Source organism: Saccharomonospora iraqiensis subsp. paurometabolica YIM 90007, assembly GCF_000231035.2.
GTDB classification, from domain to species: Bacteria; Actinomycetota; Actinomycetes; order Mycobacteriales; family Pseudonocardiaceae; genus Saccharomonospora; species Saccharomonospora paurometabolica.
Window position 1 is genome coordinate 79341 of record NZ_KI912210.1, and the last position, 379, is coordinate 79719.

The 379-nt window shown below is 77.8% G+C and carries 1 protein-coding gene; it reads left to right on the forward strand.

Going from position 1 to position 379, the window contains the following annotated elements; all coding sequences use genetic code 11:
* The coding region (locus SACPADRAFT_RS25580; protein WP_040923928.1) for an FAD-dependent oxidoreductase at window positions 1-379 on the forward strand (379 nt) is incomplete at both ends.

The window sequence follows — 379 nt, forward strand, 5'->3', positions numbered from 1 at the left end:
CTGCTCGGCCTGGAGGCCGCCCGGGCCCTGGCCGGACGCGGTTGCCCGGTCACCGTCGTCCACCCCGGAGGACACGTGCTCGACCGGCAGCTCGACCCGGACGCGGGTGCCGTGCTGGCGCGCACGCTCGGCACGGCCGGGGTGGAGTTCCGCCTGGGCCGCACCGCCGTGAAGTACGTGCCCGGCGACGGACTCACCCTCGACGACGGCGGGCAGGTGCACGCCGACCTCGTCGTCGTCTCCACGGGGGTGCGCCCCGAGACGGGGCTGGCCGCCGACGCCGGACTGCCCGTCGACGGGGGCGTGCTGGTCGATGACGCGCTGCGGACCGGCGACGGGCGGGTGTACGCGATCGGCGACTGCGCCCGGCACCCCGGCG